Annotated in this window: 18 protein-coding genes and 1 pseudogene; 8 read left to right on the forward strand and 11 right to left on the reverse strand. The window is 34.7% G+C overall.

Going from position 1 to position 20,849, the window contains the following annotated elements; all coding sequences use genetic code 11:
* Positions 1-4 precede the first annotated feature (4 nt).
* The 10 genes from H510_RS0106005 to H510_RS0106050 all read right to left on the reverse strand — a co-directional run bounded on the left by H510_RS0106005 (position 5) and on the right by H510_RS0106050 (position 8,271).
* Entirely contained in the window at positions 5-400 is a 396-nt protein-coding gene (locus tag H510_RS0106005; protein WP_036692096.1) for a holo-ACP synthase, read from the reverse strand.
* A complete protein-coding gene (locus H510_RS0106010) occupies positions 390-1,199 on the reverse strand; it encodes an enoyl-ACP reductase FabI (protein WP_026903491.1) in 810 nt (269 codons plus the stop codon). Before H510_RS0106010 ends, H510_RS0106005 begins: the two co-directional genes overlap by 11 nt.
* Positions 1,189-2,541: a beta-ketoacyl-[acyl-carrier-protein] synthase family protein gene (locus H510_RS0106015; RefSeq protein ID WP_026903492.1), complete on the reverse strand. Its 1,353-nt coding sequence runs from the start codon at positions 2,539-2,541 to the stop codon at positions 1,189-1,191. Before H510_RS0106015 ends, H510_RS0106010 begins: the two co-directional genes overlap by 11 nt.
* A gap of 1 nt (position 2,542) precedes the next feature.
* Positions 2,543-2,803, reverse strand: coding sequence for an acyl carrier protein (locus H510_RS0106020; RefSeq protein ID WP_026903493.1), 261 nt, complete (start codon positions 2,801-2,803; stop codon positions 2,543-2,545).
* Between the two features lie 5 nt (positions 2,804-2,808).
* Positions 2,809-3,357, reverse strand: a complete 549-nt coding sequence (locus tag H510_RS0106025) for a hypothetical protein (RefSeq protein WP_245584793.1) — start codon at positions 3,355-3,357, stop codon at positions 2,809-2,811.
* The gene (locus H510_RS0106030; RefSeq protein ID WP_026903495.1) at positions 3,358-4,080 is read right to left on the reverse strand and encodes an SDR family NAD(P)-dependent oxidoreductase; all 723 of its coding nucleotides are present in this window, start codon (positions 4,078-4,080) and stop codon (positions 3,358-3,360) included.
* Positions 4,081-4,374: 294 nt separating this feature from the next.
* Positions 4,375-5,388 (reverse strand): recombinase RecA, encoded by a 1,014-nt coding sequence (recA, locus tag H510_RS0106035; RefSeq protein ID WP_026903496.1) that lies wholly within the window; start codon positions 5,386-5,388, stop codon positions 4,375-4,377.
* Between the two features lie 93 nt (positions 5,389-5,481).
* Positions 5,482-6,234 carry an endonuclease III gene (nth, locus tag H510_RS0106040; RefSeq protein WP_026903497.1) on the reverse strand — a complete coding sequence of 251 codons (753 nt, stop codon included), beginning with the start codon at positions 6,232-6,234 and terminating at the stop codon, positions 5,482-5,484.
* A gap of 9 nt (positions 6,235-6,243) precedes the next feature.
* Positions 6,244-7,296, reverse strand: a complete 1,053-nt coding sequence (locus H510_RS0106045; RefSeq protein ID WP_026903498.1) for a TerC family protein — start codon at positions 7,294-7,296, stop codon at positions 6,244-6,246.
* Positions 7,297-7,299: 3 nt separating this feature from the next.
* The gene (locus H510_RS0106050; protein ID WP_026903499.1) at positions 7,300-8,271 is read right to left on the reverse strand and encodes a polyprenyl synthetase family protein; all 972 of its coding nucleotides are present in this window, start codon (positions 8,269-8,271) and stop codon (positions 7,300-7,302) included.
* Between the two features lie 113 nt (positions 8,272-8,384).
* Between H510_RS0106050 and H510_RS0106055 the strand changes: the two genes are divergently transcribed.
* The 3 genes and pseudogenes from H510_RS0106055 to H510_RS20375 all read left to right on the forward strand — a co-directional run.
* Positions 8,385-8,951 (forward strand): hypothetical protein, encoded by a 567-nt coding sequence (locus H510_RS0106055; RefSeq protein WP_155977868.1) that lies wholly within the window; start codon positions 8,385-8,387, stop codon positions 8,949-8,951.
* A 135-nt stretch (positions 8,952-9,086) separates the two neighbouring features.
* Positions 9,087-9,389, forward strand: a complete 303-nt coding sequence (locus tag H510_RS0106060) for a nucleotidyltransferase family protein (RefSeq protein WP_026903501.1) — start codon at positions 9,087-9,089, stop codon at positions 9,387-9,389.
* 113 nt (positions 9,390-9,502) lie between these two features.
* Positions 9,503-9,718: pseudogene (locus H510_RS20375) on the forward strand (HepT-like ribonuclease domain-containing protein); the annotation flags it as partial.
* Between the two features lie 73 nt (positions 9,719-9,791).
* Here H510_RS20375 and H510_RS0106070 read toward each other — a convergent pair.
* Entirely contained in the window at positions 9,792-10,631 is an 840-nt protein-coding gene (locus H510_RS0106070; RefSeq protein ID WP_026903502.1) for an endonuclease/exonuclease/phosphatase family protein, read from the reverse strand.
* A gap of 98 nt (positions 10,632-10,729) precedes the next feature.
* Between H510_RS0106070 and H510_RS0106075 the strand changes: the two genes are divergently transcribed.
* The 5 genes from H510_RS0106075 (at position 10,730) to H510_RS0106095 (ending at position 20,845) form a co-directional block, all read left to right on the forward strand.
* Positions 10,730-13,612, forward strand: a complete 2,883-nt coding sequence (locus tag H510_RS0106075) for a triple tyrosine motif-containing protein (RefSeq protein ID WP_026903503.1) — start codon at positions 10,730-10,732, stop codon at positions 13,610-13,612.
* A gap of 264 nt (positions 13,613-13,876) precedes the next feature.
* Positions 13,877-16,885: a SusC/RagA family TonB-linked outer membrane protein gene (locus H510_RS0106080; protein ID WP_026903504.1), complete on the forward strand. Its 3,009-nt coding sequence runs from the start codon at positions 13,877-13,879 to the stop codon at positions 16,883-16,885.
* An 18-nt stretch (positions 16,886-16,903) separates the two neighbouring features.
* Complete coding sequence (locus tag H510_RS0106085; RefSeq protein WP_026903505.1) at positions 16,904-18,445, forward strand: RagB/SusD family nutrient uptake outer membrane protein; 1,542 nt, start codon at positions 16,904-16,906, stop codon at positions 18,443-18,445.
* 12 nt (positions 18,446-18,457) lie between these two features.
* Positions 18,458-19,354, forward strand: a complete 897-nt coding sequence (locus H510_RS0106090) for a LamG-like jellyroll fold domain-containing protein (RefSeq protein WP_026903506.1) — start codon at positions 18,458-18,460, stop codon at positions 19,352-19,354.
* 132 nt (positions 19,355-19,486) lie between these two features.
* Positions 19,487-20,845, forward strand: coding sequence for a glucoamylase family protein (locus H510_RS0106095; RefSeq protein ID WP_026903507.1), 1,359 nt, complete (start codon positions 19,487-19,489; stop codon positions 20,843-20,845).
* The last annotated feature ends 4 nt before the right edge of the window (positions 20,846-20,849 follow it).

The following is a 20,849-nucleotide window of genomic DNA, read 5'->3' on the forward strand; positions in this document are numbered from 1 at the left end:
GTACTTATTTTTTTACAAGCGCAGCTGCCCAAATATAATCAGCATCATGACTTATGGTAAGACTAATGATTAAATTTTTATAATCATGGGGTAAAACAACCTGTGGTTTACCTGCTATTTTTTCTCTTACTATCTCTATTTTTTTAAAAGGTAATGCTTGAGGATATAGCTGTTTTACAGCTTTATAAACAGCTTCTTTAGCTGCCCAAGTAGAAGCGTACCTAAGCATGCTATCTTTGAAAAGCTCGCAGTAGGCCATTTCTGTTTCACTATATACTTTTTGCTTAAACAAGGGATTAAAAGAAAGTTTAAAATCAGGAAGGAAAACTACATCATTACCTAAAGCAAAATCTTGGTCTGAAATAAGTTGAATAAGCTTCTCTTCCAAATTATCCTTCATCTATGGCTACTCCCATAATATTAAAGCCCCCATCAACAAAATGGATATTGCCTGTAACTTTTTTAGATAAATCGGAAAAGTAGTAAAGTGCGGTATCCGCAACGTCGGCAGCACTTACATTGCCTAACGGAGCAGTAACTTTTCCAATTTTGCGTAATTTTCTTACCCCATTTACGCCACCTGCAGAAGTTGTCATCACTAAACCTGCCGAAACTGCATTAATCCTTACTGCTGTGTTTCTAAAATGATGTGCTAAATATTGCATGATATTTTCCAATGCCGCTTTATTAATAGCCATACCTGCATAATTTGGAAAAACCCTTTGAGATGCATTATAAGTTAAGGTTAAAATAGAAGCCTGTTTAGCCAGTAAAGGTTCGGCAACTCTGCAAACTCTTAATAAAGAATAAGCACTTATATTAAAAGAATCCATTAAATCTTCAAAAGGGATATTGATGTAGTTAGGAGCCTGTTCTGAGGAACCAGGAAAACTACTACACATAACCTGTTGGTTTCCAAAGGCCACACCATGTAAAATATAGTCTATAGCACCCCATTGTTGATAAACTTGGTTAAGAAAAGTTTTGATTTCTAACTCATTTCTTATATCAACCTGATGGCAAATGCCATCTATTAGATGTGTATCAAGTAATATTAGCACCTCGTCTTTGGTTTCAGCTGTATAGCTTACCGCAACCTTGCATCCTGAGGCATGAAGTTTTAATGCGATTTGAAATGCAATAGAACTTTCGTTTCTAACACCAAAAACTACTGCTATTTTATGTTGATTATTGATCATCTCTGGAGATTAATATGGCACTATTGGTACCGCCAAATCCATAATTTAAACAGGTAATACTATTAATTTCTTTGGTGAAACTTTGCTGTTGTAATAAATCTCTGTAATATGCTAATGGCTCTTTAGAGCCTTCCCAAGTAGAAGAGGTTTGAAAGGTTTCTTGCTGTGTATTTAAATTAACAGCATTTAGACAAGGTAAAACCTCTTGCCTTTTTAACATCAGCAAGGCAGTAATAAACTCTACTGCTCCGGCCGCACCTAACATGTGCCCAAACTGTGATTTTGGTGCCGCAATATGATAATTTTTATCTCCTAAACTATCAACAACACTTAATAGCTCTATCGCATCTCCGGTAGGGGTAGAAGTACCATGTACCTTTACTACATCTGGTTTATAAGGTATATTTTTTAAAAGACCTTGCCACAGTCTGCGTTGCCCGTTAAAAGATGGTGCGAACATATCACCATCTCCATCAGAATTATTAAAATAATTATCTATCACCGCTAGGATATTTGCGCCTCGGGCTTTGGCTAAGTCATAAGCCTCTAAGCAAACAATACCGGCGCCAAAAGAGCAAACAAAGCCGTTTCTATCTTTATCAAAAGGTCTTGAGCTTTCATGAGGTTCAAAACCTCTGCTCAATACCTGCATACCATCAAAACCCAAAAAACTTTCTAAGGCTGTACCTTCTGCACCACCTGCTACAACACGGTCTTGTAAGCCAAAACTTATTAAACGGTAAGCGTAGCCAATATTTCCAAGGCCTGTAGCACAAGCAGAACCTATAGCTTCACAAATCCCCTTGTTTTTTATAAAGCAGGAAAGATTAGCAGCCTCACGATAAACCATGGCTCTATCTACATTATGACCACCTGAAAAACGAGTTTTTTTACCTAAAACAAAAAAGCTATGCCATGCTATACGTTGTATTTCATTACCACAGCTACCAGATCCAACTACTACACCCGTTTGTTCAGATTGTACTTCTGAAGTACTCCAACCTGCCATTTTTATTGCGTCAGCAGCACCAAGCATGGTCCATATACTACCAATATCAGCGGTAGCCAAATGTATGTCTGGTATACGGTTAAGTAAATCTATATAAGTTTCGGGGTAATCTTCAACTAAGGTAGAGTAAACGGGTTTTAAATGAGCTTCTTCTTCTGTAATAAAACCTGCAACATGCGAACGTATATTTTTTCCATGTGCTAAGGCTTTATCCCAATATCTGATAAGGGATTGATTGCTGAATAGCTTATGCTCAAACTCCTCTAAATGATTACAAGTAGGGAAAACCCCACCCATGCCCACAACCGCTACTTTTCTGCCTTGGATGCTCATATTAATTTGATGCTTTAGACTTGATGATCAAATCTACTATGTCTTTTACTTTAGAGCCTAAATCGTCAATATCTTCATCCTCAAACTCAATATCAAATTTTTGCTCGGCTTTAGCGGCAATGTTAATCATCTCGGTAGAAGGCGTTTTTAAATCAGCAATAAAATCTGTTTCTTCGCTAACATGATTTAATTTCTCCTGATCTATAGTTCTAATAGTTCTTAAAATCTCTACAATACCATCAATAATTTCTTGTCTTTCCATTTTGTTTATTTATTATTCTTTTTAATGGCTCTACCAGTGATACCTAAAAGCTCGGCTACTAAGGTAAAGCCATCTCCAACTTCATAGTTATTTAAATTCTCTTCGGTAAAATCTTTAAAATGACTGTCTAAATCTATCCCTTTTGGACATTTATAAATGCGGCCATCAACAACCATTTGCCTAAATTTATAAAATATAATTTTACCTATACTGATAAAAGTATCTCCTTCTTCTAAATAGGAATGAAAAGTAACTCCACCTACACTAATAAAAGTTGGGATAAACTCGTCATCATTTTTTTTTTGTGGGTTGCTGTTTTTCTTTGCGAGTTGAAGAAAAGCCGCACAAGAACCTGTGGTGGCTTGTGCAAAAGCTTCTATTTGGTCAACTCCTCTAAAAATACCGAAATGATCTTTAACATCGAGTGCATTCGGGGTGTAACTAGCAATAATACCGGTATTTGGATGATGCCAATGATAATGATGTACCAATAACTTACTTGGCCCGTGTATCAACATGCTACTAGGGTGGGCACCTACCAAGCTCTCCATCATTTAAAAAATCCCTCCATTGATATTGATATTACTACCATTAATATAAGCCGCTTTCCTAGATAGAAGAAAAGCTACAGTTTCTGCAATATCATCTGCTTTTCCAAAACGTTTTAGTGGAATATTACTTAAATATTTGTCTTGTTCTTTTTGCGGAATGGCTGCTGTCATATCTGTTTCAATAAACCCAGGAGAGATACTTAATATCCTAATTTCATGATGTTCATAAATGGCACCTACTTCTTTAGCTAATGATTTTGAGAATGCAATAAGACCAGCTTTTGTAGCGGTATAAACAGCCTGAAAAGCATTTCCGGTTTCGGCAACGCAAGAACTCATATTGATGATTACACCTTTTTGATGTACACCAAAAATTTTTAATGCAGTTTTGGCAATTTGTATAGGTGCTTTTAGGTTTACTTGTATCAGTTTATCAATATCTTTTTCTGGCTGATAAAGTAAAGGTTTATCTAATGTAATACCTGCATTATTGATAATAGCATATAAATCGTCTCCATGTTCTGCTTTAAGGGTTTTGCAAAATGAAGAAACCTCTTCAGGATTAGATAAATCTGCTGCTAGTATATAATTCCCCTCTTTTAATTGAGTAATATTTTCTGCTTTAGAAGCATGTAAAATAAGACAATAGTCTTTATTTAATGCTTGTGCTATGGCTAATCCTAGTCCTCTGCTTGCTCCTGTTATTAAAACTTTTTGTTTGCTCACGGTATGCCTGTTACCTATTTACTGTAAGCATCAAAAATAAAAAATCTTAATAGATTAACAATTTTTAAGGGAGATATAAAATTTAAACAAAAGTTTAGGGACTAAACACTTGTTTTTGAATAACCTGCTAGCTTTTAAAAAGCATAAATATCGGTTAAAATAATTCTTGGGTATCTGATTTGTATCCATAGCTTGTGGTTTTTTATCTTTTTTAAATTAAATTATTAAGGATAAAAAACCACAAGCTATCATAACTTTATGGATACTATTTCTGAAATACGAAGATGATAAAGATTACTCTTTCTCTTCTAAAGGTGCAGCCATTACAGCGGCTCTTATTTTTGCTTCTAGTTCATCAGAAAGTTCTGGGTTATCATGTAATAATTGTTTAACACCATCTCTTCCTTGGCCTAATTTGGTATCGCCATAGCTAAACCAAGAGCCCGCTTTTTTAATAATTCCGTAATCAACACCAAGGTCAATAATTTCACCAACTTTAGAAATACCTTCACCAAACATAATGTCAAACTCGGCAATACGGAAAGGAGGAGCTACCTTATTTTTAACAATTTTAACCTTAACACGGTTACCAGAAACCTCGTCGCTATCTTTAATTTGTGATATTCTTCTGATATCTAAACGTACAGAAGCATAAAACTTCAAGGCGTTACCACCTGTAGTAGTTTCTGGGTTACCAAACATCACCCCAATTTTATCTCTTAATTGGTTGATAAAAATGCAGCAACATTTAGTTTTACTGATGGTTCCTGTTAACTTTCTTAATGCTTGAGACATTAAACGAGCTTGTAAGCCCATTTTAGAGTCGCCCATCTCGCCTTCTATCTCTCCTTTTGGAACAAGAGCAGCAACAGAGTCAATCACGATAACATCTATAGCACCAGAGCGAATTAAGTTATCCGCAATTTCTAAGGCTTGCTCGCCATTATCTGGCTGTGAGATTAAAAGGTTTTCTATATCAACACCTAATTTTTTAGCATAAAATTGGTCGAAGGCATGTTCGGCATCTACTATAGCAGCTATACCACCAGCTTTTTGCGCTTCTGCAATTACATGTGTTGCTAAAGTTGTTTTACCAGATGATTCTGGTCCATATATTTCTATAACTCTACCTTTTGGTAAACCTCCAATTCCTAGGGCTATATCTAACCCAATAGAACCTGTAGAAATAGCTTCCATCGGCTCTATTGCAGCATCTCCTAATTTCATTACGGTGCCTTTACCGTATGATTTTTCTAGTTTATCCAGCGTAAGCTGTAGGGCTTTTAATTTTTCGTTTGAGGCACTCATGTATATTTTTTAATGAATATGAAAAACAATAATACTAATTTTTTTAGCAAATATAAAATAATTCTGTTAATCTCAAATGTAAGGAATAGAAAATTATTTGATAGCTCTTTTTTTCAACGCTTTAGCTATTTGTTTCTTTTGGGCAAGTTTTTTCTTTTGAGCAGCCTTCTTTAGTTCAGCTTGTTCTTTCCTTAACAAAGCAGCTGGTGTATTTTGTAAAGCGTAATATTTGCAGAAATAGCTGATAGGACAAATCTCGCATTTAGGATTACGAGCAATACAAACATATCTGCCATGTAAAATAAGCCAGTGGTGTGCAATATGTATTTTATCTTGTGGCAAGTATTGGGTTAATTGTTTTTCTACAGCTAAAGGTGTTTTTGCTGCAGATGTTAAACCTAAACGATTAGAGACTCTGAAAACATGTGTATCTACCGCCATGGTAGGGGCATTATAAATAACCGATGCAATAACATTGGCTGTTTTACGGCCTACACCAGGCATTTTCTGTAAATCTTTCACATCTTCTGGTACAATACCACCAAACTCTTCTACCAAAATTTTAGCCATGCCCACCAAATGTTTTGATTTATTATTAGGATAGCTAACAGAGCGTATATAAGTAAAAACTTCTTCTGCGGTAGATGCCGCTAGAGATTCTGGCGTTGGATAGCGCTCAAAAAGTTTTGGTGTTATTTGATTGATACGTTTATCCGTACATTGTGCTGATAGAATAACCGCAATGAGCAATTCAAACGGATTGCTATAATGCAATTCTGTTTCTGCTTGCGGCTGATGTTGCGAAAAATAAGCTACAAATTCTTGATAACGCTCTTTCTTAAGCATAAAGCACCATTAATAAATTGTTTTTTCTTTTTTAGGAAATGCTAATGATGCAACAACACTAATCACCAATATACCAATGATGATGTATAAAGAATGCGCTGTGGTAAAGCCCCATTCTTTTAAGTAATGATGCCCTAACATTTTAATACCAATAAATACTAATAAGAAGGCTAAACCTGTTTTTAAGTAATGGAATTTATGGATCACATTTACCAATAAGAAAAACATAGAGCGTAAGCCGAGTATGGCAAATATGTTAGAAAAGAATACAATATAAGGGTCTTTAGTTACCGCAAATATAGCTGGGATAGAATCTACTGCGAAAATTACATCTGTAAACTCTATAATTAATAATACCAAAAAAAGAGGAGTGATATATTGTTTACCATCTACTTTATGGAAGAACTTATTACCAACAAAATCTGGATAAACAGGGAAAAACTTAGAAGCTAGCTTTACTACTTTGTGGTTTTCGGGGTCTATCTCATCTTCTCCTTCGCGGTTGATAAACATCATAATACCCGAATAAATTAAGAATGCTCCAAAAAGATAAAGTATCCATCCAAACTTACTAATAAGGGTTGCGCCAATAAATATGAATAGAAAACGCATGATAACAGCACCCAAAATCCCCCAAAATAATACCCGATGGTAATATTTCTCTTTTACGCCAAAAGCAGAGAATATCAATACCATTACAAAAATATTATCTACAGAAAGGGCATATTCAATAACATAGCCTGTTATAAATTCAAGAGATAAATTATTTTTGTATTTGATGAGATTTTCTTCAAATGAAGTGCCGTTTAAGACAATATTATGTTGGTTTTTTTGAACAACTTCTACCAGATGGGCTCCATCCTGAATATCATGAAGGATATGACCTTGTACCCTTAAAAAGAAATAAAAACCAATTGCACAACTTACCCAAATGGCACTCATGATACCGGCTTGATTTAAAGATACGGGTTGGTCTTTTTTATTAAACAAACCTAAATCAAGAGCCAACATCAAAATGATGAATAAGGCAAATGCACCAAAAAATATAACTTCGTTACTCATGTATTATTTCTTTCTTTCTGTTGTAAAGCGTACTAAATTTTCTAATCCTGTTAAAGATTCGCTTGCCGGAAATTGAGCTAAAATTTTAAAAGCTTCTTCCTGATAGCTCATCATTTGCTGCTCGGCGTAAGCCAAACCGCCACTATTTCTAACAAAATTAATGATGGTATTAATTTTATCAGGGTCATCGTTGTGGTTTTTAACCAAGTTGATGATTTTCTTTTTCTCCGCCTTTTCTGCTTTATTTAAGGCATATATCAGTGGAAGCGTAACCTTTTTTTCTTTAATATCTATACCTTTTGGTTTGCCTACATCATCAACACCAAAATCAAATAAATCATCTTTAATTTGGAAAGCTATACCAATTTTCTCTCCAAAATTGTGCATGAGTTGTATGGTTTCTTCAGTAGCACCGGCTGATGCCGCACCCGCTGCACAACAAGAGGCTATTAAGGAAGCTGTTTTTTGTCTGATAACTTCATAGTAAACATCCTCGCTAATATCCATACGGCGAACTTTTTCTACTTGAAGTAGCTCTCCTTCGCTCATTTGCTGTACTGCATCTGATACAATTTTGAGAATGGTGAATTCTTGATTGTTAACGGATAGTTGTAAGCCTTTGGCTAAGAGGTAATCGCCAACTAAAACAGCAATTTTATTTTTCCAAAGGGCGTTAACAGAGAAAAAGCCTCTTCTCTCGAAAGAATTGTCTACTACATCATCATGAACCAAGGTTGCGGTATGTAGCAGTTCTACCAAAGCCGCACCACGATAAGTAGACTCGGTTATGCCGCCACAAACGTTGGCAGCAAAGAATACAAACATCGGACGAATTTGCTTCCCTTTCCTCTTTACAATATAATGAGTAATGCGGTCTAAAAGCGGAACTGAACTTTGCATAGAAGTTTTAAACTTCTCTTCAAAAGCATCAATTTCCTTTTCTATGGGTTTTTTGATTTCGTCTAGTTTCAGCATCCTGAATTTAAAACAAGCTTTGATACTTTGGGTTTGCAAACATAATGTAAAAAAGCGGATTTATACTTATGAAAGCAAAGCTTTAAGAAAAATTGTTTAATATTAAATCGAAAATGAAGAAGCACATGAGAATGATAAAAATATGGATGTTTATAGCCTTTACTTTTATAAGTATATCGGCTTCGGCCCAGCTACAGTCTGGCAAAAGATTTAACTTTTTTAACCGTACTGAGGTTTCTTATTCTTTAGCTATCAATGAGGTTTTAGGTACTTCTGGTATCAATGCATTTAGGATAAAAACCATTTTTGGTAAGCAAAACAACTTTTTTGGTATAGGAGGCGGAATTGCAACCACAAGTTTTAATACCATTGATAGAAGTGGTGGAGGTAATTATAATACCATTTCTTTTTTAGCAGATGCACATGCTTTCCCATTTAAAAATGAGGATAGTGGGAATAATATCTTTGTTAAGGCTGCTGCCGGATATTCGCCTCGTATTTTTAATGGTTACGACCAAGGTTTTACTTACGATGCCGGTTTAGGTTATATCATCACCACCAAAAAGGGAGGGAGATTATTTATACAAGCATTGTATTTACAACAAAACTTAAGTCAGTTTAATTTTATTGAGACGGTAAAACTGCAATCTGTTGGGCTTGGTGTTGGTATAGGGTTTTAAGAAAGTATAGCGTATAAAGTACAGAGTAGAAAGAACTTGAAATGCGAGATTTAGGAAGTTCTAATGAGTGGTAAAGCATTTGATAGTATATGCTGATATGTTTGAATATGGTATTTTAAAGATTTACTTTTGAGTATGAATATAGAAAAGTCTAAACTAAAGCAGATTAGGGAACTTTGCAAAGCAAATAAAGTAAAATCACTTTTTGCTTTTGGCTCAGTTATTCGAGATGACTATAATGAATCATCCGATATAGATTTAGTTGTGGATTTTGATGAACAAGACCCATTTAAGTATACTGACTTATATTTCAATCTAAAAACGAAGATAGAAGAGATTTTAACCAAGCAAATTGATTTACTTGAAGAAAGAGGAATAAAAAATCGCATTTTTAAGCAAGAGCTAGAAAGTACAAAAGTTAAGATTTATGGATATTAAAATCAGAACTTGGTTATTGGACATACAGCAGTGTATTGATGAAATATTTCTATTCATTGCAGATCAAAAGGATTTTAAAGCCTATCAGAAAGATTTAAAAACTAAAAAAAGCCGTTGAACGAAATTTAGAAATTATTGGAGAAGCAGTTAATCGTATCATAAAAATGGATGCTAATTTCCAGTTTCAGAATGCGAAGAATATCATTGGGACCAGAAATAGAATAATTCATAGTTATGATAATATATCAGATGAATTAATCTGGACTATAGTATGTAGAGATTTACCAGAGCTAAAACAGCAAGTAGATAAACTTCTAAAAAGCAATTAATTATAGTCTATATATCTTACTACTAACTCCCGATATCTATCGAGACTAACAAACAAACCACATAACAAACTACTCAAAACCCAATTGCTACCAATACAGGGAAATGATCTGATGGATATTTACCCTGATAGCTATCTGTAAGCAAGCCCCATCTATATGTTTTAAAATGTTTGCTAACAAAAACGTGGTCTATGATGCTGTTACCCTTTAATTGAGCGCCAAAACCGTTAAAAGAATTACTATGAGCATAAGGCTGTTTAACTTGTTTATAAGTATCTTTTAAAATATCGCTATCTGTAATAATTAAATAAGGGTCGCTACTGTGGTTTCCATTTAAATCGCCAGTGAAAATTACAGGTTTATCTTTTGCAATAGTCTTAATTCTCTCCAAAATAAGTTTACTGCTTTCTTTGCGGGCAGTAACACCTTGATGGTCATAATGAGCATTAAAGAAGTAAAAGCTTTTCTTCGTTTTTTTATCCTTTAAATAAACCCAAGAGCAAATACGCTTACAACATTTAGCATCCCAGCCTAAAGAAGGTGTCTCTGGTGTTTCCGATAACCAAAAATCGCCTTGAGCTAAAAGTTCAAATTTATCTTTTTTATAAAGGATAGCAGAGTGCTCGCCAGCTTGTTTACCATCATCTCTACCCTTACCATAAATAGCATATTGGGGCAAAGCTTTTAAAATATCTTGTAATTGATGATGAAAACCTTCTTGCGTACCTAAAATATCAAAATCATGAAACTCAATTAACTGACTTACAACAGCAGCTCTGTTTTTCCATTGGTTTTCTTTATCAGTTTCGGTATCTAATCTGATATTAAAAGTTCCGGTGGTATAAGTTTGCGCAATGCTTAGTTTACCTATGAAGACAAGGAAAGAAAAAAATATCAGTAATTTAGATTTCATAATCAATAATATTAAAACAAAGGCTTGGTTTATCTTATTAAGAACAAAACGACCAACTTGTTAAAGTATTTTAAAATCTAAATATAAACAGAATAGTCATGCTAAAATCTATTGTAGCATTTATTTTATATTATCTTTTTGTTGTCTCAACCGTACTTGCTGAGATACAGAAAATAGGTGTTCCTTATGTAGAAAATTATGCCAAATCAGTTTATCAGGCGGGTAACCAAAACTGGGGCATCACTATAGATGAACGAAACATCATGTACTATGGTAATTCTGAGGGATTGTTGTCTTTTGATGGTAGGTCTTGGCAATTACATCGTTTGCCCAATAAACTTATTGTACGTTCTGTAGCGGCCGATAAAAAAGGAAAAATTTTTACTGGTGCTTTTGGCGAGTTGGGCTATTGGTCTTACAACGAAAAAGCAATTTTAAAATATCATTCAATCACCCATTTAATACCTAAAAGCTTTAAGTTAAACGATGAGATTTGGAAGATTTATATAGATGGTAATCGGGTTATTTTTCAATCTTTTGCAGCGATATTAATTTATCAAAACAGTAAAATAGAGGTGTTGCGCTCTACCAACCCATACTTGTTTTTGTTGCAATCTGGTAAGCGCTTCTTTGTTGAGGAATTAAAAAGAGGTTTACATGAGTTAAAGGGAAAACAGCTAAGTTTTATCAACGGAAGTGAAATTTTAAGTGGTAGTGCCATATTATCTGCAATGCCTTTTGGTAATGGTTTTTCTCTTATAGGAACTTCTAAAAGCGGTTTGTTTTTATACGATGGTAATAAAATAACACCTTGGAAAGTGCCAGCAAGCGATTTTTTAAAAGTGGCGCAACTTAATAATGGCGTAAAAATATCAGAACAGTATTATGCTTTTGGGACTATTTTAGATGGGGTAGTAGTAGTAGATAAAGCTGGTAACATTGTTCAGCATATCAATAAATCAAGCGGGTTGCAGAATAATACCGTTTTAAGTTTGTTTTTAGATGATGCACAAAACCTTTGGGCAGGTTTAGATAATGGTATTGATAGAATTGAGTTAAACTCGCCTTTATCTTTTTATTTTGATAAAGCAGGCGTTTTTGGAACGGTTTATTCTAGTATCATTTACGGCGGAAAGATTTATTTAGGTACCAATCAAGGTTTGTTTTACAGCAATTGGGATGCAAGCGGAAAAATGCAAAAGTTTAATTTTCAGCTTATTCCAAATTCTCAGGGGCAGGTTTGGGAGCTAGTTGTTATCAACGGAGAATTGTATTGTGGCCACAACTCAGGAACTTTTAAAGTTAAGGGGGCTGTTATCAATAGAATTTCTTCTGTAAATGGTGGTTGGACTTTAAAGAAAATGCCTTTACTTGCTGATAAACTTATACAAGGAACTTATACAGGTTTGGTGATTTATAATCAAACACAACTTGGCGATACCTATCAGTTTTCTCATAAAATAGAGGGTTTTGGCGAGCCTTCCAGATATGTAGAGCAAGATATCAAAGGGAATATCTGGGTAAGCCAAGCTTACAAAGGTATTTTTAAGATTAATCTAAGTAGAGACTTAATACGAGTTACTAAACTCAAAAACTACAGCGAGAAAGACGGATTGCAATCCAGTTATGGTATTAACATCTTTAATTTGGATGGTCGCATCATTTTTTCTTCAGAAAAAGGATTTTATGTTTATGATGAGATCACAGATAAATTTAAACGCTACCAAGAGCTTAACCAAAATTTAGGTTCCTACGCAAAATCAAACAAAGTTATTAAAGCAAGCGATAACTTATATTGGTTTATAGACCATGGACGAGTTGCTTTAGTAAACTTTAAAGATGCTGGTGAAGTTAAAATAGACTCTAATAAGTTTAGTGTTTTAGATGGGAGAATGGTTCAGGATTATGAAAATATCTCTAAAATTAACAGTAATTTATATCTGATCAGTGTTGACGATGGCTTTGTGCTTTACAATCAAGAAAGCAAAGAGCAACAGCCTAAAATCCCATCCGTAGTTATAGGAAAAATAACCAATATTACAGGCTCTAACTTTTTAATCACGGGTAGTGGCTCGCTCAGTAAAAATATAGAAATACCAGCCTCAGAAAGTAGTATCAGAATAAATTATGCTTTACCTTATTACAGGCAGGCAAATGTTCAATATCAATATTATTTAGAAGGTTTCTCTGATGATTGGTCTGAGTGGTCTAGTCAATCGCAAAAAGACTTTACCAATTTAAGTTTCGGTACCTATAGATTTAAAGTTAGGGCAAAAATCAATGAAACCATTATTACACCAGAAACAGTTTTTGAGTTTGAAGTTTTACCCCCATTTTATGCTACTAAAACAGCTCTTTTTGTTTATCTAGTTTTACTAATTTTAGTAGTTTATCTGGTAAGAAAATGGTATTTCAGAAAACTTATCAAACATCAAGAGCATATCAAACAACAGCTTCAACAAGAAAAAGAAGAGCACCTTAAACGTGAAGCCTTGGCAAACGAGCAAAGGATGATTAAGCTTAAAAATGAGAAATTACAGGCAGAGCTTGAAAGCAAGAGTAGAGAAGTTACCAACTCTGCCATGAATATTGTTTACAAGAATGAGTTACTTCAGAAAATAAAATATGAACTCTCTAACCTAAAAGATGATACAGGTAAAAGACTGTCTGAAGAACAACTTAGAAAAATACAAAAGGTTATAGATGATGGTATGAGTGATGAGCGAGATTGGAATTTATTTGAAACCAGTTTTAACGAAACTCATGAGAACTTTTTTAAGAAATTAAAACATAATCACCCCGATTTAGTTCCAAATGATTTGAAGCTTTGTGCCTATTTAAGATTAAATATGAGTAGTAAAGAAATGGCCTCTTTATTAAACATTAGTGTACGAGGTGTAGAGATTAGGAGATACCGTTTGCGTAAAAAACTAAACATACCGCATGATAAAAATTTAGTAGAATTTTTGATAGAACTTTAGTACTACATCATTACCTCTCATGGCTTTTATTTAATCATATTTCTTGTGCTTATAAATGTACTGCTGTGATGTAGTGTTAAAATTGCTCTTGTAATCTTTAAACCGTGTTTTGGCGTTAAAAAAGCTAATTTTTATCTTATATAAAAAACTCTTTCTTTAGTTTGATGTAGTAATGTAGAGGTGATTTTCTTTGCCAATCAAAGAAATAGACTGAAGTTTGTGATACCAAAAAACCAATTAAATAATTTCACAACTAACTAAATTATGAAAAGAAAGATTTTACTATTTCTATGTCTTTTCTCGTTCAGTTTATCATCTTTTGGACAGAACCTTAGTGTAACAGGTAAAGTTTCTGATACCAATGGAGAGCCACTGATAGGGGTAGCAGTATTGTTAAAAGGTTCTAACATTGCTACACAGACAAACGCTCAAGGGAATTATACCATAAATGTCCCTTCAAATGGAACCTTAGTATTTACTTATTTGGGTTATGCTGCCCAAGAAATTGCAATCAACAATCGTACGGTTATCAATACTTCCTTAACAGAGTCTTCTCAAAGTCTTGAACAGGTAGTAGTCATTGGTTATGGTACGCAAAGAAAAAGAGATTTAACAGGTTCTATAACTTCTATTAAAGGAGAGGATATAGAAAAGTCTCCAAACGTTAATCCTATATCTTCCTTACAAGGTAAAGTTGCTGGTTTAACCATTGTAAATAATGGTACTCCGGGTTCTCAACCAACAGTCAGAATAAGAGGTGTTAATAGTACTAACTCTAGTTCTGTTGATCCTATTTATGTAGTTGATGGAGTTATCCAAACCAATATAGACTATGTAAACCAAGGCGATATAGAAAGTATCGAAGTATTAAAAGACCCATCATCAACTGCTATTTTCGGGGTTCAAGGTGGTAATGGTGTCATTGTTATTACTACTAAAAGAGCGGCTAAAGGCCAAACCAGAATTTCTTTACAAAGCTCTGCAGGCATACAAACTGTAACAAACAAAATAAATGTAGTTGATGCAGAGGGTTTTAAAAGACTATATACAGCGCAATTAGCAAATATTAACGCAGCACCTTTTGATTTTACTAACTATACAGCTAATACAGATTGGCAGGATTTGATGTTTAAAACCGCTGCAATGCAAAACCATAATTTAAGCATTTCAAACAGCGGCGAAAAAACAACAACCTTGTTAAGTATTGGCTACAACAACCAAGAAGGAGTTTTACGAAATACTAATTTCCAACGTTTTAATGTGCGTTTTAACGAAGAAATTAGAATTAACGATAACATTAAAGTTGGTGGAGATATTGTAGGTTCACATTATATTAGAAATCCTGCCGATGTTGGTTTAAATAATGCCTTATGGGCAGCTCCAATCGTACCTGTTCAAGCAGATGAAAACACTTTCTACAGTATGCCATCTTTCCAAAGAGCACAAGTTGGAAATCCAATTGCTACTTTATATAGAAATGATGGTAATGAGGTTAATAAAGGTTATCGTGTGGTAGGGAATATATTTGGTGAAATAAAATTCTTAAAAAATTTCACATGGCGCTCTAGCTTCTATACAGACTTATCTTTCAACGGGATAAGACGTTATTCGCCATTAGCAAATAGAATTATAAATTTAGGCGAAGGCACAGGTGTTACAGAAACAGTAGTTGATAGAAATGTTCGTACATCAGTTACTCAAGGGCAAAATGAGTTTAGAAAATATCAACAAGATCATACTTTAACTTTTGATAAAACTATAGAAAAACATAAAGTTACAGCTTTAGCTGGTTTTAGTACACTTTATACTGGAAGTGCGCTATTGAGAGTTACTAGAAGAGATACCTCGCTAAATATTCCAAATAATCCAGATTATTGGTATTTAGATATTGTAAATAACTCTAATCCAAGTCCAAATATCGAAGCTGGGAATGGCGCAGAGTCTGCACAGCTCTCTTATTTTGGTAGGGTAAATTATGCTTATGATAATAAGTATTTGGTTAATTTATCCATAAGAAGAGATGGTATTTCAAAATTCGCTCCAGCTAATAGATGGGGAACTTTTGGTAGCGTAGGTTTAGGATGGGTAGCAAGTGAAGAAGATTTCTTCAATATTGATAAAATTGACTTTTTAAAGTTTAAAACTTCTTGGGGTACTTTAGGTAATGCTATCGGATTTGCGGAAAATCTTTTCTTACCAGGTTTATCTATTTCTGATGTAGGCGTTTTCGGTGATAATGTTTATCCTTCAGTAAAGCCAGCTTATTTTCCAGCTCCTGATCTTAAGTGGGAAGTTATACGTGGATTTGATGCTGGTTTAGAATTGAAAGCTTTCGATTATAGATTAAGTGCTGATATTGCTTTCTATGATAGAACAACTAATAATATTATTACCGACATTGAATTAGTAAACTTAGATGGAGATTATAAAACTAACTTAGGAACTATAAAAAATACAGGTATAGAGGTAGCTTTAAGTTGGGCTGATAAACTAGGAGAACTATCTTATTCTTTCTCACCTAATTTTAGCTACAACAAAAACAATGTTGAGTCTATAGGAAATAATTTTAACTTCCAGATTTTAGGTAATAACGGAGCGAATAGAACTGTTTCTGGAGAACCTATAGGACATTTCTTTGGATATCGTCAAACAGGTATTATCCAATCAACTGCAGATTTAGACAGAACTCCGGCTTTCGGTGATTCGCTTCCAGGAGATATTTCTTATGCCGATACCAATGGAGATGGTGTGATTACACCAGCCGATCGTGTAAACTTAGGTAATCCTTTTCCTAATTTCAATTATGGTTTAAACCTTTCTTTGGGATATAAAAACTTTGATTTCTTAGTTGAGGGCCAAGGAGTTGCTGGTAACTATGTTTATACACAAAGAAGAACAGCCAATTTTGCAGTTTTTAATTATGAAAGTAACAGGTTAAACGCTTGGACTGGTCCGGGAACTTCTAATGTAGAACCCATTCTTGACAATACCAGAGGTAATAACTACTTGTTTAGTAGCTATTTCTTAGAACCAGGAGATTATTTCCGTTTACGTACCGTACAATTAGGCTATACTTTAAATAGTGACGCTATTAAAAAAATAGGTGTTAAATCATTAAGAATGTATGTTAGTGGTCAAAACATCAAAACCTGGAGTAAAACAACAGGTTATACACCAGAAGCGCCAATAAATGATGTTTTAGGAGGAGGTGCTGATAATGGAGTATTCCCTTTACCTGCTATCTATACCTTTGGTCTTAATGTAACTTTTTAACCTAAAAGTATTATTGATATGAAAATACTATTTAACATAAAATACAGCTATGCAAGTTTCGCTTTAATAGTTTTAGCGTTTGCATTAAGTTCATGTAGTAACGATTTCTTAGATCGCAGAGCCCAAGGAGCCTATAATCAAGATGATTATCCATATCCAGAAGGTTCAGGACCTTATGACCAATTCATAAACGGAGCCTATGCTACCTTAAGAAGTTATAATGTTACAGTTTTTCCTTTTCTAGCTGCTACTAGCATGAGAAGTGACGACGCTGATAAAGGAAGCACACCATCAGATAGTCCTGATGCTTTGCAATTTGACAATTTTACTTTAACACCAACCAATGGTTTGGTAAATGCCCTTTGGGTTGGTCATTTTAACTTAGTTAATGATTGTAATTTTGTCTTAGATAGAATTGCTAATGATCCTAACCCCAATACACCACAAGCATTAAAAGTTGATGCAGAAGCACAAGCTAGATTTTTACGTGGTTATGCATACTTCATGTTGGTAAGATGCTATGGCAGAGTACCTATTTTAGATACGTTAATTTCAACTGAGGTATCAGAGTCAAATATTCCACAAAGTACACCAGCACAGGTTTATGCATTTATAGAGCAAGATTTACAATTTGCAGCTAATAACTTATTACCCGCATCTGGTTATGATAGAAAGTTTATTGGTAGGATTAATTCTGGTGCTGCCCATGCTCTATTAGCAAAAGTTTACTTAACCCAAGGTAAATGGGCACAAGCCATGAGCGAGGCTAATATTGTGATGACTTCTGGACAGTATGATTTATCAGTTCCTTATGCAACTATTTTTAATGAAGAAGGAGAGAACTCCAAAGAGTCTATTTTTGAAGTGCAAGCAACCGCAACACCAACAGTACCAACAGATTTTGGTTCTCAATATACCCAAGTTCAAAGTGTTAGAGGCTCTGGAGACTGGAATTATGGTTGGGGTTTTAATGTTCCAAGTGCAGATTTAGCTAATGCTTATGAACCTGGCGATCCAAGAAGAAGACGTACAATTTTCTACAGTGTTCCAGATTCTGTAACCATTTTTGGCGAGCGTCCACAAGCAGGCTTACCTAACCCTCGTTATAACAATAAAGTATATACCAACCCTGCTAAAAGAGCAACTATTGGAAGCCGTTCTGGCTGGTGGATGAATGTACGCTTATTACGTTATGCTGATGTAGTGTTAATGTACGCTGAGGCAGCTAACGAATTAGGAGGTACAGAAAATACAACCAGAGCTTTACAGGCTTTAAACAGCGTAAGAGCAAGAGCAAGAGGTGCGAATGCCAATATTTTGCCTAACGTTACTACTACAGATCAAGAATTACTACGTCAAGCAATCAGAAAAGAAAGAAGAATAGAGCTAGCTATGGAGCATGAGCGTTTCTTTGATTTAGTAAGATGGGGTACGGCTGCTACTGTTATGCAAGGGGTTGGTAAAAACTTTATTCCAGGCAGACACGAGCTATTGCCAATACCGCAAGCTCAAATTGATTTAAGTAAAGGAAGGTTAACTCAAAATCCAGGTTATAATTAATCTTATTAGGATATGAAAATTTTTAAAACATATATATCAGGAAAATTAATGCTAAGTGCACTAATAGGTCTTGGTTTACTATCTTCTTGCGAAAAAGATGGTAACCCTAATAATTTGCCAGATGTAAATCCGGCAGATTACGAAGGTAAAATTGATGGTTATACAAGTTCAGATGAGATTTTCCCTCGAAATTTGGTAGCTTATTGGTCTTTTGATGATACTAAAAACGAAGTTAAAAGCAATACAGCACCAACGCAAACAGCAAACGATTCTTTTGTTGATGGTGGCGTAAGAGGTAAAGCCATCAGTTTAAACGGCGGTTATTTGTACTATGCAACACAATTGAATGCATTTAAAACAGATTCTTTAAAGAGCTTTACCATTAGCCAATGGGTTAAAATCACCAATAATGGTTCTAAAAGAACCATGATTTTTCAAATTGCCAGACCAGGTATTTTTAATGGTAGCTTAGATTTTAGGTTAAATACCCAGAGTTTTCCTGCTACTACTACCAATACTTTAAGGATGAACCCAAGGTTTACTAGTGTTAGTGGAGGCTCTCAAGATAATCTAAACAATACTTTATCTCCAACTATTGGTGCTGATAAATGGACGCACTTAGTCCTTAAATATGAACCTACAACAGGTGTATTTAATATGTGGGCTGATGGAGTAAACGTTGGTTCTTTTAATAATAGAGGAACGACTCCCGGCAATTTGTTTAGATCTTATGAACCTAGTGAGATTATCATTGGAGGTAATTACAATACCATTCCGGGAAAAACGGTTAGTACTGATGTTTCTTTCGCTAACATGGTTGGACAAATAGATGAAATAAGAGTGTACAACAGGGCTTTGCCTGATGCACACATCAGAGCCTTATATAATTTAGGTAAAGCAAACAAATAAATAGGTTGGTTTTTTGTCATAATGGGCGGAGCTGGTAAAAATCCAGCTTCGCTCTGCCTGACAAATTTAAACTCCTTCGAAATATAACATTCTACCTTTTAAAAGATTTAGTGAAGACGTAAAAATGATATCATGTTAAGACCCTTTTTATCTGCCCTTGCTGCTGTTGTTATTATCCTTTCGGGATGTAGCAATGGTAAGAAAATCGTGAATACCCCTTTAGAAAATCAAAATAAGTTAAGTGATGAACAATTGATAGATTTGGTTCAAAAACAAACTTTTCAATATTTCTGGGATGGTGCAGAACCAAATTCGGGAGCCGGCAGAGAGCGTATCCATTTAGATAATTATTATCAACAAAATGATAGAAATGTAGTAGCTACAGGCGCTACAGGTTTTGGCTTAATGGCTATTATAAGTGCCATTGATAGGGGCTATGTAACCAAGGCAGAAGGTACAGCCCGATTAGAAAAAATACTCAATTTCTTAGAAAAAGCAGACCGTTTTCATGGTGCTTGGCCACATTGGTTAGAAGGTGAAACCGGTAAAACCAAACCTTTTTCTACAAAAGATGATGGTGGCGATTTGGTAGAAACTTCTTTTGTAGCACAATCTCTTATTTGTATCAGAGAATATTTTAAATCAGGAAATACACAAGAAAAAGCTTTGGCTGCTAAGGCAGACCAGCTTTGGAAAGAAATAGATTTTAACTTTTACAGAAACAACCAAAACGTATTGTATTGGCATTGGTCGCCAAATTACGCTTGGCAAATGAATTTTCCTGTAAAAGGATATAATGAATGTTTAATTATGTATGTGCTTGGGGCATCGTCTCCTACATATCCTATCCCGGCAGAAGTTTACCATGAAGGATGGGCAAGAAACGGAGCCATCAAAACAAATGTTAGTGTTTATGGTCATCAAATTACATTAGACCATCAAGGAGAGAAAAATAGTGTAGGACCCTTATTTTGGGCCCATTATTCTTACCTAGGTTTAAACCCGAAAGGTTTAAAAGACCAATATGCAGATTATTGGCAACAGAATAGAAACCACACTTTAGCTATTAGAGATTATGGTGTAGCAAACCCAAAAGGATTTAAAGGTTATGGGGAAAATAGTTGGGGTTTAACCGCTAGTTATTCTGTAAACGGCTATGCCGGCCATACCATTAACAGAGATTTAGGCGTAATCTCGCCAACAGCAGCTTTGTCTTCTTTTCCTTATACACCAGAAGAATCTTTAAAAGCTATGCGCCATTGGTACGAGAATTTAGGCGATAAAGTATGGGGCAAATATGGTTTTTACGATGCCTTTTCTGAATCAGCAAACTGGTATCCAAAAAGATATTTAGGTATAGACCAAGGTCCAATTGTAGTGATGTTAGAAAATCATCGCAGCGGTTTACTATGGAATTTATTTATGAAAGCCCCCGAGGTGCAAGCCGGTTTAAAGAAATTAGGTTTCCAAAGTCCGTATATATCAAATTAATTAC

Origin of the sequence: Pedobacter glucosidilyticus DSM 23534 (assembly GCF_000425145.1) — a bacterium.
GTDB lineage: Bacteria > Bacteroidota > Bacteroidia > Sphingobacteriales > Sphingobacteriaceae > Pseudopedobacter > Pseudopedobacter glucosidilyticus.

What these genes read in the sequence shown, in the direction of transcription:
- H510_RS0106015 (WP_026903492.1), bottom strand. Translation starts at nt 2,541, where the DNA reads ATGAGCATCCAAGGCAGAAAAGTAGCGGTTGTGGGCATGGGTGGGGTT.
- H510_RS0106075 (WP_026903503.1), top strand. Translation starts at nt 10,730, where the DNA reads ATGCTAAAATCTATTGTAGCATTTATTTTATATTATCTTTTTGTTGTC.
- H510_RS0106060 (WP_026903501.1), top strand. Translation starts at nt 9,087, where the DNA reads ATGAATATAGAAAAGTCTAAACTAAAGCAGATTAGGGAACTTTGCAAA.
- H510_RS0106080 (WP_026903504.1), top strand. Translation starts at nt 13,877, where the DNA reads ATGAAAAGAAAGATTTTACTATTTCTATGTCTTTTCTCGTTCAGTTTA.
- H510_RS0106095 (WP_026903507.1), top strand. Translation starts at nt 19,487, where the DNA reads ATGTTAAGACCCTTTTTATCTGCCCTTGCTGCTGTTGTTATTATCCTT.
- nth (WP_026903497.1), bottom strand. Translation starts at nt 6,234, where the DNA reads ATGCTTAAGAAAGAGCGTTATCAAGAATTTGTAGCTTATTTTTCGCAA.
- H510_RS0106005 (WP_036692096.1), bottom strand. Translation starts at nt 400, where the DNA reads ATGAAGGATAATTTGGAAGAGAAGCTTATTCAACTTATTTCAGACCAA.
- recA (WP_026903496.1), bottom strand. Translation starts at nt 5,388, where the DNA reads ATGAGTGCCTCAAACGAAAAATTAAAAGCCCTACAGCTTACGCTGGAT.
- H510_RS0106085 (WP_026903505.1), top strand. Translation starts at nt 16,904, where the DNA reads ATGAAAATACTATTTAACATAAAATACAGCTATGCAAGTTTCGCTTTA.
- H510_RS0106050 (WP_026903499.1), bottom strand. Translation starts at nt 8,271, where the DNA reads ATGCTGAAACTAGACGAAATCAAAAAACCCATAGAAAAGGAAATTGAT.
- H510_RS0106045 (WP_026903498.1), bottom strand. Translation starts at nt 7,296, where the DNA reads ATGAGTAACGAAGTTATATTTTTTGGTGCATTTGCCTTATTCATCATT.
- H510_RS0106010 (WP_026903491.1), bottom strand. Translation starts at nt 1,199, where the DNA reads ATGATCAATAATCAACATAAAATAGCAGTAGTTTTTGGTGTTAGAAAC.
- H510_RS0106020 (WP_026903493.1), bottom strand. Translation starts at nt 2,803, where the DNA reads ATGGAAAGACAAGAAATTATTGATGGTATTGTAGAGATTTTAAGAACT.
- H510_RS0106070 (WP_026903502.1), bottom strand. Translation starts at nt 10,631, where the DNA reads ATGAAATCTAAATTACTGATATTTTTTTCTTTCCTTGTCTTCATAGGT.
- H510_RS0106055 (WP_155977868.1), top strand. Translation starts at nt 8,385, where the DNA reads ATGAAGAAGCACATGAGAATGATAAAAATATGGATGTTTATAGCCTTT.
- H510_RS0106090 (WP_026903506.1), top strand. Translation starts at nt 18,458, where the DNA reads ATGAAAATTTTTAAAACATATATATCAGGAAAATTAATGCTAAGTGCA.
- H510_RS0106025 (WP_245584793.1), bottom strand. Translation starts at nt 3,357, where the DNA reads ATGATGGAGAGCTTGGTAGGTGCCCACCCTAGTAGCATGTTGATACAC.